Source organism: Solwaraspora sp. WMMA2080, assembly GCF_027497395.1.
Lineage (GTDB): Bacteria > Actinomycetota > Actinomycetes > Mycobacteriales > Micromonosporaceae > Micromonospora_E.
The window spans coordinates 3,065,742-3,082,624 of record NZ_CP114910.1 but is presented as its reverse complement, the minus strand read 5'-3'; the positions used below and the strand labels follow the sequence as shown (position 1 = coordinate 3,082,624).

Here is a 16,883-nt window from a genome sequence, read left to right as displayed (position 1 = left end):
CCGCCGCGAAGCCGCGGAGATCGCGGCCTCGCACCGCAATCAGGTCGACGTCGGCTGAGGAGGGTGAACGTCGGTTGACTCTACCGCGCCCGGCGGACCCTGCTGTGGCCCGGAGGTCCCCGCTACCACGGTGGACGGCCCGCCAGGGAATCTCCCTGGCGGGCCGTTTCGCGTACTGGACTCCCGCCCAGCCCGGTGATCAGCTTGCCGCCTCCCACAGCCACGTCTGGATCAGTTGCGGGTCGCCCTGTTCGACCGTGAGCTGATTGCCGACACCATGATCGGACAGGTACAGGTCCTGTGGCACCCCGGCCACGACGGTACGGTTCGCCAGCGTCATCGACATCGACTGCTGGCTCTCGCACCACAGGTAGCCGTCGGTGTTGCCCCGGAAGTGGTGCAGCGCCACCGCCGCCCCGTCGACGGACACCCCGGTCGGCGCGGCGCTCAGGTAGCCGCCGGAGTTGACCAGGTAGGAGCAGTTCTGGCCGTCGGTCTGCCCGGCGGGAAGGACGCTGAACCGCTGGTTGTCGCCGTCGTTCTCAGCGTGCAGGATCGCCGGTGTGCCGTTGGCGGTGCCTCCGCCGGCGATGTCGACCACCAGGTCGGTCTGCTGCAGCGGCGGGAAGTGGTTGATCTCCCGCAGATCGGACATCGACTGCGTGGTCTGGAAGAACCAGCGTTGCTCGGCAGAGCCGTCCCAGTCCCGCCCGGCGACCGAGCGTGCGCCGGGCACCGCCGTCAGCATCTGCCGGGTGACCATGTTGCGCAACGTCCACGTGCCGTCGCCCTGATAGTCGGGCCGCCAGAGCTGATCCGCCGCCTCGTGGGGCCACTCCACCACCGGTGCGTCCGCTGCCCCACCCTCCTGGCCCATGAAACTGCGGGTGACCGGGTGGACCAGCCGGTAGTAGGACGGGAACTCCGCGCTTTCGTCCAACCACCACGGCTGCTGGAAACCCGAATGGAACGGTATGTCGAGGATGCCGTTGCCGATGCGGAAGGGGTCGATGTCGGCGACGTTGGTGGTGCCGGCGTTGCGCAGCACCGCGTTTCCTGGTGGGGTTGGTTGCTCCACCAGCTCCGGCGGGTCGGCTGCGGCTTCCAGGACCAGCCGGAACCGGGCCGGCAGATGATCCGACAACAGGACCTGCGACAAGGTCTCGGAACCGGTGATCCGGGGTATGTTGCCGGCGTCCGGTACGACCGCATAGTCGAGGTACCGCTGTGGATCCGCGGTCGGGTGGGTCGGTGAAGGCGGAGCGTGCACCCGGAACTGTCCGGCGGGCAGGGCGTTGGCCAGACTGTCCGGATCGCGGTTGAAGTCGCCCATCGCGACCCAGTCCAGTGACTGGTTGCCCGGCCCGGCGGTGAGCATCCGTTGTCGGATCGCGCCTAGCAGGCCAGGCATGTCGTTCCCGTTGCCGGAGAAGCCGTGCACGGTGAAGAAGACCGTGCCGCCCACGTTGACCCCCAGCGCCGGTCGGCCGCCCATCGGCGAGGCGACCACGAAAATCCCGTCCGCTGGCACCTGGCTGCGGGTGGCGATGGCCAGGTTGACCCGGCCCGGCCCGTTCGCCGAGGTGTCCGTGTGCAGCCAGTAGAGGTAGCCCTGGGGGCGGCGGGCGGTCCCGCCGTGGCGATACTCCCGCACCGGTGGGAACGTCCCGTTGGCCCGCTGGAAGTCGGCCTGCTGGTGGTCGGTCGGCGGCCCGGCACTGGGCGGTGGTGCACCGGCCTCCTGCAGGGCGATCACCGTGGCACCGCCGGTCACGGCCAGCGGCAGGACTCCGTTGGCGTACTTGTCCTCGTACTCGCCGTCCTGGCCGCTCCAGCCGCCGGACGTGCCAGCGCCCTGCATGTTCCAGGTGGCCGCCTGGCGGACCTCCTCGAAGCGTGGGTCGAGCTGCCCGACATTGATCAGGAACAGCGACGGTTGGCGGTGCCCGGTCACGGCGACTACACCTTTACCGCCTGTGTAGTCGAGGGTTTCCCGGCCTGACCAGTCGGGGATCACCGACCCGGCTGCGCTGAGGTGGCGGAACTGGCGCGGGTGGGTCGGGTCGGAGCCGAAGTGGTAAACCGTTTCGGACGGGTTGGTGGTGCCGGTGACCGAGTACGGCTCGTAGGTTGTGTACGGACCGCCGGGCGTGAGTTGCTTGGACAGTTCGTTGTGATAAAAGACGTTCTGCGGTCCGGCCGACCCGGACCATTTGATCGCCTTGGGCCCAGCCGCCCACCAGATCGGATACCAGGTGCCCTCGTCGACCTGGCCGCCCTCGCCCCCGCAGTTGGCGGTACAGCTGCCCGAACTGTGCTCGTACGGCACCCGCACGGTGTTGTCCTCGAACAGGTTGTACCGTTCCCAGCCGCCGTGCAGGTTCAGATCGGAGTCGAAGTCGTTGCGGAACGCCACATTGCCGCTGGCCGACCACTGGAAGGTGAAGTGCCGCAGGTTGCGGCTGGTGTTGTACGCGTACAGCGAGTTCCAGACGCGGCTGCCGCGCAGGTAGCCGTTGCCGCCCTTGCCCTTGTTCCAGGCACCGTCGAACGTGTTGTCCTCGATCTGCAGGTTGCGGGCGACCTCGGTGACGATGGGGTGGGATCCGGTCATCGTGCCGGTGAGGCCACGGACCCAACTGTTGGCCGCCCATTTGAACAGCACCCCGTTCATGGCGTACTCGGGGGCGAGGTTGCCGTAGTTGTGCACCGCGTCGGCCGGGTCGAGGGCGTAGGTGCCGCCGCCGAGCTTGGGCAGCCCGGTCATCTCCTGGGTGAAGGCGAAGTTCTCCAGTCCGACGCCCTCGACCGCGGTCAGCGGGGTGACCTTGCTGGCGAACGTCGTCCCGGCCGGCAACGGCGGTGAGCCGTCGGAGACCGAGTCGACCGGTAGGTCGTACTCCAGTGGTCGGTCCAGGGTGATCGTCTTGGCTGACGAGTCCACCCGGGTCACCCGGAACATCTGCTGTCGCATATGGAGGTTCTCCATCATGCTGGCGTGTTCGGCGTAGGTGACGCCCTGCTGTTCGTAGAAGTTGACGCTGTTGGCTGCGCCGACCCAGATGTAGCCGCCGGGGGAGAACTTCGACATGTTGGTGTTGCTGGCCAGGTGGATGACGCTCTGCCCGGAGCGGGCGGAGAAGCCCGGGTCGTCGCTGCGGTCGGCGAGCTTCTGCCCGGAGACCCAGTGCTGGTTGACGGAGCCCTCGAACAGGTCCTTACGGTTGGTCGGTGCCGACTGCCACTCGTTCTGGTAGCGGCTCGCTACCTCGCGGGTCTGCACCTTGAACAGTGCCCTGCCCGGCCAGATCCAGCCGCCCTTGCCGATGTCGTTGCCGCTGCCGTAGCTCATCCCGTTCGGATCCCAACGGCTACCGTCGGTGCTGAGGGTGTCGTAGCGGGTGTCGGTGTCCGGCCGGAACACCACCTGGGTGCCGCCGGCACCGGAACCCTGGCCACGAAGTATCAGGAAGTTCGCGTCGACGTAGATCTGCCGGGACACGTCTATCCGGCCGGCCGGCAGGTTGATCAGTGACAGCTTGTGGAAGTTGGCCGACGGCGAGCAGGCGGCGCGGACGTGGTCGATGGCGGCCTGCAGGCCGGCAGTGTCGTCGAGGCCGTCGTCGGCGACCACGCCGAACTCGCCGGCCAGGCGACTCGGGTCGAGGCGGCAGGCCGCGTCGGCGGTGATCAGGTGCTCGCCGGGAAGCGGGTGTCCGCCCTGGTAGCCCACCCGCGACCAGTCGGGCAGTCCGTCGACGCCGCCGCGGATCCGGTTGGTCATGCTGAGGTCCGGGCGACTGGTCGACTGTGGCTCGATCGCGGTCGCTGCGGCGCTGACGGTGGTCGCACCGGTGGCGGTCGCCGGTGTGCCGGCCTGCGCCATCAGCTGTGGACTCCATGTCGGACTGGAGAGCGCGGCCGCGAGTGCGGCGGCTAGCAACAAGCGGGGTGTCATCACCCGGCCAGCCTTGTCCGGCAACTGCCCGTGAGTCATCAGTAGCAGGGTGTATGTTCACCATTCGTCGATTGCGGGTGTTCGTCCCGGTCCGTCGGCTCACCGGCTCCCCATGTCGTTGTCCCGAGGCGACCGGTCGTGCGGCCTGGTCTGCTCGACGGCGTGCGGCCTGGTCTGCTCGACGGCGGGCGGACCGGCCTGCCGGGGTACCTCGATCCGGGGCAGGATCATCGTGGCGGAGACGTCGTCGGGCTGGTCGTCGACCGACCGGCTGGCCAGATGCGCCGCCAGCAGCGCTCGTGGGATCTCCATGGTGATGTCCCCGGCCCGGTCCGGACCACGTACCTCCTCGATCGTCGGTGGTCCGCCGTCGCTACCGCTGTCACCCGTGGGCACCGGGTGGGAACGCCGGCGGAGGTCCCGTCGCCACAGCGCGACCGGTAGCAGACAGATCAGCAGCGCCACGCCGGGCCAGAGCAGCGACGGCAGGCTGGCGTAGTCGCGGGCAACGGCGACCCCGACCGCCGCGGCGAGCACCGCCAACCAGCCCAGGTGCGCCCGGAACGTGTACAAGCCGTCGCTGCTGCTGTGCGCCCCCTTCGGGGTGACCACGAACCGGGCCGGCCGACGCAGCAGCGTACTGACGAACTGCCCGGCGTAGATCGGTGCCGAGATGATCGACATCAGCATGCCCTTGAGCCCGCGGGAACCGGGTGCCTCGTACGGGCTGACGTTGTACCGCCGGTTGTGCAGGTAGAGCCAGAGCGAGAAGGCGGTGGCGTCGGTGTAGAGGGCGAACCAGATCTGCGGTGAGATCGTCATGCCGCTGACGCCGAGAGCCAGGAACAGCACCGCGTTGACGATGCCGAGCAGCCAGGCGACGGCCATCGACGGATAGAAGGTGGTGATCAGGGTGTAGTGCAGCATCCCACCGGCGGACAGCCGGGGGAAGCGCAGCCAGTAGCGGCCGAACAGCAGTTGGAAGGTGCCCCGCGACCAGCGCCGCTGCTGGGAGAAGTAGTCGCTCCAGCTGGCCGGGCCGTCGCCGGCGGAGAGCACGTCCGGGGTGTACACCGACTTCCACCGACGGCCGGTCGACGGGTTGCGGGTGGTGTGCACGGCCAGCCCGGTCGCCATGTCCTCGGTGATCGAGTCGGCCAACCCGCCGATGCTGCGCAACGCGCTGATCCGTACCGCGTTGTTGGTGCCGACCAGCATCGACGTGCCGTACGCGTTGGCGGCTCGCTGGATCACGCTGTGGAACGGGAACTGCTGCGACTCGGCGGCCCGGGTGACGAACGCCTCGCCGTTCTTGTAGCACTGCGGGCCGACGACGTACGCCACGTCTGGGTCGCGGAAGTAGCCGAGGATCCGTTCGGCGAAGTTGGCCAGCGGCACGTGGTCGGGGTCGACGGAGAGGAAGACGTCGTAGCCGTCGCCGTGCGCGTCGACCCAGGCGTTGTAGTTGCCGTGCTTGGTCTTCGCCCGGAACGGTCCGCGCCGCTGGTTGTACCGCTCGATGCCGTTGCGGGTGAAATGTCGCACGCCGAGCTGGTCGCACATCGCCTTCACCTCGGCGTCGTCGCCTTCGTCGAGCAGCCAGATGTCGAAGACGCCCCGGTGCCGGATCCGCTTCGCCGCTCGCAGCGTGTCGCGGACCACCGCGACCGGTTCCTTGCTCGGCACGATCGTGGTGAGAAAGGCGACCCGCAGCCCTCGGGGCGGGACCACCGGCACCGGATCCCGCGCGATCACCGAGGCCAGCGACAGCGACAGTACGTTGACCAGCCGTAACGCCTCGACGACGGCAATGGAGCAGATGACGAAGACATTGGCGAGCCGGGCAGCCTCGGCCACCGGACCGGGATTGGTGTCGGCGAAGTGCCCCGGCTGCAGCAGCCAGACGAAGAAGAACACCTCGAAGCAGATGTTCGCCAGCGCGATCAGTACCGCGGTGACGATCTGCCGGCTACCGTGCGCTCCATGCATGCTGCGGTAGCGGACCCGGTACGGCACGCCCTCCGGCGGATCGGTCAGCGAACCAGCGAGCCGGCTATAGGATTCGAGTCGAGCCCAGGACCGGCCGTACACCGGGATGTCGAATGGTTCCGCCACAAGCAGCAAGCCGCCCCGCAGTCGTGCCCACCGGCCGCACGCCCCGACCGACGGTTTCGTCGATCCTATGGCACCGGGGAAGTCTGCCCGAATCAGCCAGTTGAGCTAGTCTCGGCCGTGCTTTACGCCACTGACGGAGGACGAACGGTGCTGTGGTCGATGGTCCGCCGGTCGACGTCCGCGCTTTCCGTCGGCTCGCTCCTGGCGTTGCTGGCTGGTTGCGGCACAGCCCCGACGGAGCCGGCCGGTGATCTCGGCGACCAGATCACCGATGCCCGCACCACTGGCGCCAGCGGCCCGCCGGTCGCGGTGCCGCTCGCCGGAGCGGAGCTGTTCGTCGACCCGACCGGAGCCGCCGCCGACCAGGTCACCGCCTGGGTGGCGGCCGGCCGCACCGGTGACGCCGACCGGCTCCGACGGATCAGTGAGCAGCCGACAGCGGTCTGGGTCACCAGCAGCACCACCGCGGTACGCGCCGGCGTCGACACCGTGCTGACCCGGGCCGACGCTGCCGGCGGCATGCCGGTGCTGGTGGCGTACCACATCCCGGACCGGGACTGCGGCAGCTTCAGCGGCGGCGGTGCGGTCGACGGCGACGACTACCGGGCCTGGGTCCGGGAGTTCGCGGCCGGAATCGCCGGTCGTCCGGTCACGGTGATCGTCGAACCGGACGCTGTGGCGCACAGCCTGGACAGCTGCGGCGCGGGCTCCGCCGACGAACGGTTCGCGTTGCTCGCCGATGCGGTCGCCGTGCTCAAGCAGACCGGCAGCGCCCAGGTGTATCTCGACGCCGGCCACGCCCGCTGGGTCGCCGACCTGCCGAGGTTGGCCGACGCGCTGCGCCGGGCCGGGATCGGGCAAGCCGACGGCTTCGCGCTGAACGTCTCCAACTTCATCGGTACGCAGGAGAACGTCGACTACGGCCGGCGGCTGTCCGACGAACTCGACGGGCGTACCAGGTTCGTCGTCGACACCAGCCGCAACGGCGCCGGGCCGGTCGACGGTGCCACCGTCGACGGTGGTCCGTCCTGGTGCAACCCGCCCGGCCGGTCACTGGGGGAATCACCGACTACGACGACCGGACTGGACCGGGTCGACGCCCTGCTGTGGATCAAACGTCCGGGGGAGTCCGACGGCGACTGCCGGCCGGGCGAGCCGCCCGCCGGCGGGTGGTGGCCCGAGTACGCCCTCGAACTGCTCGGCAAGGCGGGGTGAGTGACCGCCCGCTCAGCGCACCATCACCGGTACGCCGACCGACGGCACCCCGTCGGTGTCGATGGCGAACAGCAGGTACGGCCCGGACGGCAGGATCGTCGCCTCTTCCGGCAGGTTCAGCTCCAGTCGTCCCGTGCTGGCAGGGGTGAAGTCGATTGCCACCGACCGCTGCTCGTTGTTGAGCATGTGGGTGGCGGCACCCGGCCGGATCAGCCGCACCCGGTCGATCCGGTCGGCGTGCGGGCTGATCACTGTGACGCTGCCGCCACGTTCGATCCGCTCCGGCACGCTGCCGAGGACCGGACGCACACCGCCGAACAGGTACGGCGGGGAGTACAGCTCCAGCCGCTGCTCGAACTCACCGCTGATGCTGTTCTTGGCGTCGCGGAACAGCGGGTCGGAGCCGACGGTGAGCACCCGGCCGTCGGGCAGCAGCAACGCCGCCGAGTGGTAGTTACGACCGACATGGGGGTCGGCGGCAACCGTCAGAGTGTTGCTGTCCGGGTGGAAGATCCGGGCGGTGTGGTTGTCGCTGAGGCCGCGACCCCGGTAGTCGCTGGCGCCGTTGGTGATCAGCACGGTGTCGTCGGGCAGCTGCACCAGGTTGGGGTAGCGGGTCCCGTCCGGCAGGTCCGGACCGGGGGTGAACCGGGGGTTGTCCGAGGTCAGGTCGATGAGGTCGATTCGGTCGCTGGACAGGGCCGACTCGCCGACCCCGCCGCCGCCGACGACCATGATCCGCTGCTCCTGCACCGGGCCGGCCCAGGCGCTCATGCTGGTTTCCAGTTGGTCGGTGTCGCGTAGCCCGTCGACCTCGGTGAACGTGTTGTCGCTCAGGTCCCACAGGCCGGGTTCGCGGCCCTGGTCGTCGGGTCCGTAGCCGGCGTTCGATCCGGTGTAGAACAGCAGGTCGGGCGTTGCGGTCTGGAACAGACTGGGGTACGTCGGGAAGTACCGTTCCAGGTCGGGTCGCAGGGTCCAGCTCCTGGTCTGCGGGTCGTAGGTTTCGTGCTGCGTGCCGTCGAGGACCTGGCCGCTGCCGTCGAGCCCGGCCACGGTGAGCACCTGCCCGTCGGGCAGCGTGGTCAGCGTCGGGTACCAGCGTTTGACGTGCATGTCGTCGACCCGCTCGTACCGTTCGGTCCACGGGTTGAACTCGAACGCGGCGTCGAGTCCCTGGTAGTCCTGCTTGTCCATGGTGATCGCGTCGGCCAGGCCGTAGATGTCCTGCACCTCGTCGCCGACCAGGCCGTTGACCCGGTACTGGGTCTGCCGTTCGACGACGTACTCGTCGCCGAACCCGGCAGCATCGACCCACACCTCCGTCTCGCTTGCGGTGACGACGACCCGGCCCGCCGGTCCGTCGGTCTTGGTGGCCGGCGGTACGACGAAGTCGTGCCCGGCGGAGTAGCGCCGCCCGTCCGGGGCGACGAACTCGGTGCCCTTGACGAAACTGCGCGGACCGCCGTCCGGGGACTCGTTCTTGACCAGCATGGTGCCGCCGGCCCGGTCGATGTCGGGTTCGAGGACCTCGTACCGCTGGGTGCCGCCGGCGACGAGCAGGTTGCCGTCGGCCAGGAACGAGTGCCCGGAGCAGAACAGGTCCTCCGGGGTCGGCACGAGTTCGGTCCGCTCGGTCGCCGGGTCGAACAGCAGGGTCTTGAACGTGCCGGCGTCGAACTGCTCCCGGTCGTTGCCTGAGCCGGCGATCAGCAGCACCTTGCCGGTGGGCAGCAGCGCGGCGTGGATCGCGTTGACCCGCTGGTCCTCGGGGAGTTCGAGGACCTGCCAGTAGCCGTGCTCCCGCTGGTACTCGGCGCTGTTGAGCTTGCGCTCGTGCAGCCAGTCACTGGCAAAACCGTACAGTGGTGGCACGTTCGCGCTGAGTAGTATCGCTACGCCGAGTACGGGTAGCAGGACGCGGTGGCGCAGGGTTGCGGGGGTAGGCCACTTCACCCGCTGCACGCTAGCCGCCGCAATCGCCACTGTGGAGCGGCCGACCGGGCCGGCGAGCCCGACCGCCCGCCGCAGCGGCGGTGGGTCATCGGCCCAGTCGTGGTCGGCCGTTGGGACTACACCCGGTCGAACTACTCGCTCTGCTCCCGGATCGTCTCCGCCGCGTCGAGCAGCTCGCCGATGGTGCGCGGTTTGCTGCCGGCAGGGTCTGCCGCCGCCGTGCCGGTGTCGGCCCGGAACCGCTGCCGTAGTTCGGCGGTGACGGCCAGCCCGTCGCCCTGCAGCAGGCCGAGCAGCGCGGTGTCCTTGTCGGCGGAGGGCAGCTGAGCGATCCAGTCGGCCAGCCGGGCCGGGTCAGCGGCGGCGCCCGCGGCCTCCGGGGCACTGCCCTGCGCCGCGGCGGCGATCAGGTCGGGGTCGATCCGCAGGAACTCGGCGAACTCGTGCAGCGCGCCGGTCAGGTCACCGAGCCCGGCCGGCACCGCCGGTTCGGTCGCCTCGTCGCCGAACTCCCCGTCCTGGATGAGGAACAGCCAGGCCAGGTAGAGGGCACGGTAGTCGCCGGCCGCGAGCTGGTCGCGGACGCCGACGATGCTGGCGAGCCAGCCCTCACCGTCGCGGTCGAAGTCCTCGACGCCGTCGGGGTCCTCGCTGAAGAAGTTCAGGATGAGGTTGTCGCCCGACTGGTACGCCTCGGCCGGCTCGGCCCAGCAGTACTGCTGGGCGGTCTCCAGGTCGAGCAGCCGCAGCGGCAGCCGCAGCACCAGCTGCCGGGTGCCCCAGTTGGTGATGTAGAGGTGCGCGTCGAAGTACTCCTCGACCATGGCGAGCGGATCGCCGCCGAAGCTGCCGAAGTGGTACACGTTGGTGAAGCTGGTACGGGTGATCTCCGCCCGGGTGGACAGCGTACGGAGCTCAGCCATCTGCTGCTCGTCGAGTGGCCGGTCGATGGCACGGAAGTCGTAGTACTGGTACTCGCTCACCCGGCCATCATTCACCGGGTCGCTGCCGGCTGCTGCCCGGGGTCAGTCCCGCAACCACCTTGACGGACCGGCGGAGCCTGCCCGATCGGTATCGAACAGATACTTTCCGGCCGATGCCGTGTCGGCCCGAGCATGGATAGGCTCTGGCGTTCTACATCGGTCGTACCCCTGTGGAGAGTTGTGGATCATCAACGAATCCGGCGTCTCGCCAACCAGTCCGCCAACTTCGGGTTCCTTGTGGATCATGGATTGCTGGTCTGGTACGGCGTCGGCGCCGAGTCGTTGATCTACGTGGACGCCCAGTCGTCGATGTTCAAGGCGCGGGCGTTCGGCGACACTCTCGCCCGTGAGCTGGTGAATCGCACCGGCACCAAGGCCAGCAGTGACAGGTTCGTCGACCAGGTGCAGGCACTCAACGCCAACGGCGTACTCACGCCGAAGATCAACGAGGCGTTCACCCGGCTGCGCAAGGTCGGCAACCAGGCCGTGCACGACCACCTCGACCAGGTACGGACCGCGCTGGAGCTGCTGCGCGACTGCTTCGAGCTGGGGGTGTGGTTCCACCGGGCGTTGACCGACGACCGCCGCCCGATCGGTTTCGTGCCGCCCAGCCCGCCACCGCAGCAGGTGCCACAGCACATCGTCGTCGGCCTGCAGGCCGAGCTGGACCGCTACCGCCAGGAGCTGGCCGAGGCGAAACTTCTGCTCGACGGACAGCCGTCGGTGGCGGCGGCGCAGGCTGCGGCGGAAGCCGCTGCCGACCGGGCAGTCACCGAGTCGGCGGCCCGCCGTACGGTCGCCGCCGAGCTGGTCGCGGACCTGGAGCCGCAGATGACGGTGGCCAGTGCGGAGTTCGCCGCCCGTGCGCCGGCGAAGGTGTCGGCGGCGAAACGCGAGGCGTTCATCAGCCGCGCCCGGCGCGCGTCGGCCGAGCCGCTCAACGAGGTGCAGACCCGGGTCGAGATCGACCGGCAGCTCATCGCCGCCGGCTGGCAGGTCCAGGACGAAACCCAGATCAATCTGTACGCGGGGACCGGGGTCGCCGGTGTCGCCGTACGGGAGGTCACCCTGGCCACCGGCCGGGCCGACTACCTGCTCTACGTACAGCAGAAACTGGTCGGGGTGATCGAAGCCAAGCGGGAAGGCACCGCGCCGCGTGGGGTGGAGGCGCAGCTGGACCGCTACCTGCGCGGGCTGACCCGCGAGCAGCGAATCTCCGCCTGGCGGCGGGACGCGCCGCTGCCGTTCGGCTACGTCGCCACCGGCACCGAGACGGCGTTCGTCAACGGGCTGGACCCGCAGCCGCGTACCCGGGAGGTTTTCGCCTTTCACCAGCCGGAGACGCTCGCGCGCTGGATGCGCGAGGCCGACGACGACCCGGCGGCCCCGACGCTGCGGGCCCGGCTGCGGCAACTTCCGCCGCTTGCGGAGGAGGGGCTGCGCCAAGCCCAGATCGACGCGGTACGCGGCCTCGAAGGCGCGCTGGCCGCAGACAAGCCTAGGTCGCTGATCCAGATGGCGACCGGTGCGGGGAAGACGTTCATGGCGGTGACCAGCAGCTACCGGCTGCTGCACCACGCCAAGGCAGTCCGCATTCTGTTCCTGGTCGACCGCAACAACCTGGGCCGGCAGACGCTGCGCGAGTACGCCGGCTACGCCACGCCGGGGGACGGGCGCAAGTTCACCGAGTTGTTCAACGTGGACCGGCTGGCCGGGGCCGGCATGCTCGGCTCGTCGGCGGTGGTGATCTCCACGATCCAGCGGCTCTACGGCGCGTTGGCCGGGCGGGAGCTGCCGGACGTCGACGTCGACGACCAGGCGTACGACAGCTATGACCTGGATGAACCGGCGCAGGTCGCCTACAACCCGGCTATCCCACCGGAAGCGTTTGATCTCATCATTGTGGACGAATGCCACCGGTCGATCTACGGCAAGTGGCGGGCGGTGCTCGAGTACTTCGACGCCTTCATGGTCGGGCTGACCGCCACGCCGGTGAAGCAGACCCTCGGCTTCTTCCGACAAAATCTGGTCTCGGAGTACACCTACGAGCAGGCGGTCGCCGACGGGGTCAACGTCGGCTTCGACGTCTACCGGATCCGCACCGAGATCACCGACGCCGGCTCGACCATCGAGGCGAAGACGGTGGTGCCGCTGCGCGACCGGCGCACCCGCGCCGAGCGCTACCAGGAGCTGGAGGAGGACTTCAGCTACGTCGGTAAGGACGTCGGCCGCACGGTGATCTCCCGTGGCCAGCTGAAACTGGTGCTGGAGACCTTCCGGGACCGACTCTTCACCGAGATCTTCCCCGGCCGCACGACCGTACCCAAGACGTTGATCTTCGCTCGGGACGACAACCACGCCGAAGAGATCGTCACCATGGTCCGCGACGTCTTCGGCCGCGGCAACGACTTCGCCACCAAGATCACGTACGCGTCGCGGCGCACCGGCGACAACCCCGACGAGCTGATCCAGGCGCTGCGCAACAGCCCGGAGCTGCGGATCGCCGTCACCGTCGACATGATCGCCACCGGCACCGACGTCCGGCCGCTCGAATGCGTCTTCTTCCTGCGCCCCGTGCGCACCGCCACCTACTTCGAGCAGATGAAAGGCCGGGGCGCCCGCACCATCGACCCCGCCGACTTCCAATCCGTCACCCCGGACGCCCAGGTCAAGGACCGGTTCGTCATTGTCGACGCGGTTGGCGTCACCGAGCAGGAGTTGGACGAGGCGGTGCCGCTGCACCGGCGCACCGAAGCACAGATCTCCCTGAAGGAACTGCTCGGCAAAGCCGGCACTCTCACCGCCGACGCCGACGAGGTGGCGACCCTGGCCGCCCGGCTGGCCCGGCTCGAACGCCAACTCACCGACGACGAACGCGCCGAGTTGACCGACCTCGCCGACGGCCAACCGTTGGCTGCCATCGCCCGCCGGCTCACCGACGCCGTCGCCCCCGAATCGCTCATCCCCGCCCACGCCGCCGGCCCCGACGCGGTCCGCGACCTGCTCGCCGAAGCGCTCCGCCCGCTCGCCGCCGCACCGGAGCTGCGGCACCGCATCCTGGAGATCCGCCGAGCCCACGACATCACCATCGACGAGGTTAACGCCGACCGACTGGTCTCAGCCGCCGGGGTGCCGGCAGCCGAACGTGCTCAAAAGGTCGTCCACAGCTGGCACGCGTACCTCGAAGAACACCGCGACGAGATCACCGCGTTGCAGGTCTTCTTCGACGGCAAAGGCCGGGTCGACTTCGACCAGCTCAAAGAGCTGGCGGCGCGGATCTCCCGACCTCCGCAGGCGTGGACCCCGGCCCGGCTGTGGGAAGCGTACGAGATGCTCGGCCGCACCGCCGAAGCACCCGGCGACCGAGGCGTCACCGACCTGATCACCCTGGTCCGCTACGAGCTGGGCCTCGACCAGGAGCTGCGCCCGTACCGGTCGGTCGTCGAAGAACGCTTCCAAGGTTGGCTGCTGCGCCAGGAGCAGGCCGGCACCGCCTTCACCCCCGAGCAAGTCTGGTGGCTGGAAAGGATCAAGAACGTGATAGCGGCAAGCGTTGCCGTCACCCCCGACGACCTGGATGGCGCCCCGTTCACCGAACGCGGCGGCATCGACGGCTACATCCAAGCCTTCGGCGCCCAGGCCGAACCCCTCATCACCGAACTCAACCAGGAACTGACCGCATGAGCGACCTACCCCCAGGCTGGGAGTTGGCACCCCTTTCGGAAATCGTTGCCATTAACCAACGGCGCTTCGATGCCGAGCCAGACGACGATGAGCACATCTCATTCGTTCCGATGGCGTCGGTCGAAGCTGAGTCTGGGCAGTTGGATGCTTCGCAGACGGCACCCTACGGAGAGTTGAAGCAGCGATCCCTGACGCGATTTCAGGAAGGCGATGTCTTATTCGCCAAAGTGACACCATGCATGGAGAACGGCAAGATCGCGGTCGCACGTGGTCTGTCGTCCGGTCGGGGTATGGGGAGCACCGAGCTGTTCTCGCTGCGATCCCACGGGGCAATCGACCCTGACTATCTTGCCTACTACCTGCTACAGGACTCGGTCCGGCGGGACGCTGCGCGCGCGATGACCGGGGCCGTAGGGCTCAGACGAGTCCCGCGCGGCTACCTGGAAAATCTTGCCATCCCGGTCCCACCGCTCGCCGAGCAACGTCGAATGATCGGTTCGCTCGAAACGCTGCTTTCTCATTGCGACGTGGCAGTCGCAAACGTCACCTCAAGTGGCGCTCGGCTGAAAATGCTTACGAAGCGCGTGTTGGTTGAGTCGGTGCCGATTACTGGCAGGCCTGGATGGCGAGTGGTGACGGTCGGCCAGGCTGGCAAGGTAGACCTTGGTCGTCAGCGGCATCCCGACTGGCACACCGGGCCGCACATGCGGCCGTACCTCCGGGTGGCCAACGTTTTTGAGGATCGGCTCGACCTGCGCGACGTCATGCAGATGGACTTCCCACCCGAGGTGTTCGAGCGTTTCCGGCTGACGCCTGGTGACATCCTGCTGAACGAGGGGCAGAGCCCGGAGTATCTCGGGCGACCCGCCATGTACCGGGGTGAGCCAGCGGAAATGGCCTTCACCAATAGCCTACTGCGGTTCAGGGCACACGATGGTATCGATCCTGAGTGGGCGTTGCTGGTGTTCCGCAGGCACATGCACGCGCGGCGTTTCATCAAAGAAGTGCGAATCACCACCAACATCGCGCACCTGTCGGCGAGCCGTTTCAAGGAAGTCGAATTCCCCGTGCCACCGATTGAGGAGCAGCGGGCGATTGTCGCGCAGACCAAGGATCGGCTGGACGCACTGGCTCGGCTGGCGGACTCGGTTCAGCTCGCGAAGGTGAGGGCTGGGCGGCTGCGTGAGGCGCTGCTGGCGGAGGCGTTTGCGGGGCGGTTGGTGGAGCAGGATCCGGCAGATGAGCCGGCATCCGAGTTGCTGGCGCGCATCCGGGCGCAACGGGTGGTGGTGCCGAAGCAGCGGGGTCGGCGTACGGCCAAGGAGCTGGCAGCGCCCGCGACCAGGGCGATCGGGACCGATTTTCAGCAGGGAGAGTTGCCGCTGTGAGCAACGTGGATTCGCGCCGGCTGGTGCAGAAGCTGTGGAACTACTGCGACGTACTGCGCGACGACGGGGTCTCCACGATCGACTACGTGGAGCAGCTGACGTACCTGCTGTTCTTGAAGATGGCCGACGAGCGGGCCAACCGGCCGCTCAAGCCGGAGCAGATCGTGCCGGTGGACCTGAGCTGGCAGACGCTGCTCGACAGCGACGGTGTCCGGCTGGAAGTGCAGTACCGCAACATCCTGCGCGGGCTCGGGCAGGAGTCCGGCACGCTCGGAACGATCTTCCGCAAGGCGCAGAACAAGATCCAGGACCCTGCGAAGCTCAAGAAGCTGATCGTCGACCTGATCGACAAGGAGCAGTGGTCGCAGGCCGGCGTCGACGTCAAGGGCGACGCGTACGAGGAACTGCTGGCCAAGGGCGCGGAGGATGCCAAGTCGGGTGCCGGGCAGTACTTCACGCCGCGTGCGCTGATCGAGGCGATCGTCGACTGCGTGCAGCCGACCCCGGGCGACACGATCACCGACCCGGCGTGCGGCACGGGTGGGTTCCTGCTGTCGGCGTACGACCATATCCAGCGGCACCACGGCGACAGCCTGACCCGCGACCAGGCCCGGCACCTGGCCAACGGTGGGATCACCGGCACCGAGCTGGTCGACGGCACCGCGCGGCTCGCCGCCATGAACATGCTGCTGCACGGCATTGGTACGGCGAGCGGCCCGTCGCTGATCGACGTCCGCGACTCGCTCGGGCGGGAGCCTGACGGCAAGGTCAGCCTGGTGCTGGCCAACCCGCCGTTCGGGCGTAGCTCGTCGATCCGCATGATCGGTGAGGACGGGCGGGCCAGCCGCGAGGAGCGGGAGATCGAGCGCGCCGACTTCTGGGCGACGACGTCGAACAAGCAGCTCAACTTCGTGCAGCACATCGCTTCGATGCTGGAGATCGACGGGCGGGCCGCGGTGGTGCTGCCCGACAACGTGCTCTTCGAGGGCGGGGCGGGGGAGACGATCCGGCGGCGGCTGCTCAAGCAGTACGACCTGCACACCATGCTGCGGCTGCCGACCGGCATCTTCTACGCCGGTGGGGTCAAGGCCAATGTGCTGTTCTTCGAGCGCAAGCGCGCCCGCGAGGAGCCGTGGACCAGCAAGCTCTGGGTATACGACTTCCGGACCAACCAGCACTTCACGCTCAAGCAGAACCCACTGCGCCGGGAGCACCTGCAGGAGTTCGTCGACTGCTACCTGCCGGGCAAGGACCGGGCCGAGCGGGTGGAGAGTGAGCGGTTCCGGGCGTACGACTACGACGAGCTGCTGAGCCGGGACAAGGTCAACCTGGACATCACGTGGCTGAAGGACGCCTCACTGGAGGACGCCGACGCGCTGCTGCCACCCGAGGTCATCGCCCAGGAGATCGTCGAAGACCTACAAGCCGCCCTACGCGAGTTCACCGCCATTGCCGAAGCGTTCACAAATCGCTCCGACGCCAACGCCGGCCTACCGTTGTCGGAGGCGTCCTGAGGCTGCTAAACGAGGTGGTCTAGATGCAACATGAAGTGGATGCGACGCATTGTGTATCGGTAAGTCTATG

General features: G+C 68.3%; 8 protein-coding genes. 4 read left to right on the top strand and 4 right to left on the bottom strand.

From position 1 onward, the window contains the following. Positions 1 to 199 precede the first annotated feature (199 nt). Both O7543_RS14040 and O7543_RS14035 read right to left on the bottom strand, forming a co-directional pair. Positions 200 to 3,997: an RICIN domain-containing protein gene (locus O7543_RS14040; protein WP_281567447.1), complete on the bottom strand. Its 3,798-nt coding sequence runs from the start codon at positions 3,995 to 3,997 to the stop codon at positions 200 to 202. Positions 3,998 to 4,057: 60 nt separating this feature from the next. After that, the gene (locus O7543_RS14035; RefSeq protein ID WP_281567446.1) at positions 4,058 to 6,073 is read right to left on the bottom strand and encodes a glycosyltransferase family 2 protein; all 2,016 of its coding nucleotides are present in this window, start codon (positions 6,071 to 6,073) and stop codon (positions 4,058 to 4,060) included. Positions 6,074 to 6,220: 147 nt separating this feature from the next. Here O7543_RS14035 and O7543_RS14030 point away from each other — a divergent pair, with 147 nt between their 5' ends. Then, positions 6,221 to 7,288: a glycoside hydrolase family 6 protein gene (locus O7543_RS14030; protein ID WP_281553416.1), complete on the top strand. Its 1,068-nt coding sequence runs from the start codon at positions 6,221 to 6,223 to the stop codon at positions 7,286 to 7,288. 12 nt (positions 7,289 to 7,300) lie between these two features. Here the strand turns inward: O7543_RS14030 and O7543_RS14025 are convergent, their stop codons facing one another. Both O7543_RS14025 and O7543_RS14020 read right to left on the bottom strand, forming a co-directional pair. Beyond that, positions 7,301 to 9,244: a galactose oxidase early set domain-containing protein gene (locus tag O7543_RS14025; RefSeq protein WP_281553417.1), complete on the bottom strand. Its 1,944-nt coding sequence runs from the start codon at positions 9,242 to 9,244 to the stop codon at positions 7,301 to 7,303. Between the two features lie 131 nt (positions 9,245 to 9,375). Further along, a complete protein-coding gene (locus tag O7543_RS14020) occupies positions 9,376 to 10,227 on the bottom strand; it encodes a hypothetical protein (protein ID WP_281567445.1) in 852 nt (283 codons plus the stop codon). A gap of 180 nt (positions 10,228 to 10,407) precedes the next feature. On the opposite strand from O7543_RS14020, the gene O7543_RS14015 reads away from it, so the two are divergent. Genes O7543_RS14015 through O7543_RS14005 form a run of 3 tightly spaced genes read left to right on the top strand, consistent with a single transcriptional unit; the run spans position 10,408 to position 16,813 of the window. After that, complete coding sequence (locus tag O7543_RS14015) at positions 10,408 to 13,911, top strand: type I restriction-modification enzyme R subunit C-terminal domain-containing protein (RefSeq protein ID WP_281567444.1); 3,504 nt, start codon at positions 10,408 to 10,410, stop codon at positions 13,909 to 13,911. Further along, the gene (locus O7543_RS14010) at positions 13,908 to 15,299 is read left to right on the top strand and encodes a restriction endonuclease subunit S (protein WP_281567443.1); all 1,392 of its coding nucleotides are present in this window, start codon (positions 13,908 to 13,910) and stop codon (positions 15,297 to 15,299) included. The genes O7543_RS14015 and O7543_RS14010 overlap by 4 nt, the downstream gene beginning before the upstream one ends. Next, positions 15,296 to 16,813, top strand: a complete 1,518-nt coding sequence (locus O7543_RS14005; RefSeq protein WP_281567442.1) for a class I SAM-dependent DNA methyltransferase — start codon at positions 15,296 to 15,298, stop codon at positions 16,811 to 16,813. The genes O7543_RS14010 and O7543_RS14005 overlap by 4 nt, the downstream gene beginning before the upstream one ends. The last annotated feature ends 70 nt before the right edge of the window (positions 16,814 to 16,883 follow it).

Excerpts from the sequence above, each read along its gene's own strand:
- O7543_RS14040 (WP_281567447.1), bottom strand. The coding sequence starts at position 3,997 with ATGACTCACGGGCAGTTGCCGGACAAGGCTGGCCGGGTGATGACACCC.
- O7543_RS14010 (WP_281567443.1), top strand. The coding sequence starts at position 13,908 with ATGAGCGACCTACCCCCAGGCTGGGAGTTGGCACCCCTTTCGGAAATC.